A 526-nucleotide genomic window follows, 5' to 3' on the forward strand; every position below is an offset into this window, starting at 1 on the left:
GTTCTCGACAAACCCGGACTCGTTCAGCGTGTCGGTGTGGATCATCACCTGCACGTCATAGTCGTCGGCGACCGAAAGGCAGCAGTCGATCGCGGCCGGCGTCGTGCCCCAATCCTCATGCAGCTTCAGCGAGCAGGCGCCGGCGAGCACCATTTCCTCCAGCGCTGCCGGCTTTGAGGCATTGCCCTTGCCGGACAGCCCGATATTCATCGGGAAAGCGTCGAAAGACTGGATCATGCGCGCCATGTGCCAGGGGCCGGGAGTGCAGGTGGTGGCCAAGGTGCCATGCGCCGGACCGGTGCCGCCGCCGAGCATCGTGGTGATGCCGCTCATCAGCGCTTCCTCGATCTGCTGCGGGCAGATGAAGTGGATATGCGCGTCGAAGCCGCCGGCCGTCAGGATCTTGCCTTCGCCGGCGATGATCTCAGTGCCGGGACCGATGATGATGGTGACGCCATCCTGGGTGTCCGGATTGCCTGCCTTGCCGATCGCGGCGATGCGACCGTCCTTCAGGCCGATATCGGCC

1 protein-coding gene is annotated in these 526 nt (G+C 64.4%); it reads right to left on the reverse strand.

Going from position 1 to position 526, the window contains the following annotated elements; genetic code table 11:
* The coding region (locus EOA60_RS36640) for an amidohydrolase family protein (protein ID WP_164899955.1) at positions 1 to 526 on the reverse strand (526 nt) is incomplete at both ends.

Source organism: Mesorhizobium sp. M1A.F.Ca.IN.020.06.1.1 (genome assembly GCF_004023265.1).
Lineage (GTDB): Bacteria > Pseudomonadota > Alphaproteobacteria > Rhizobiales > Rhizobiaceae > Mesorhizobium.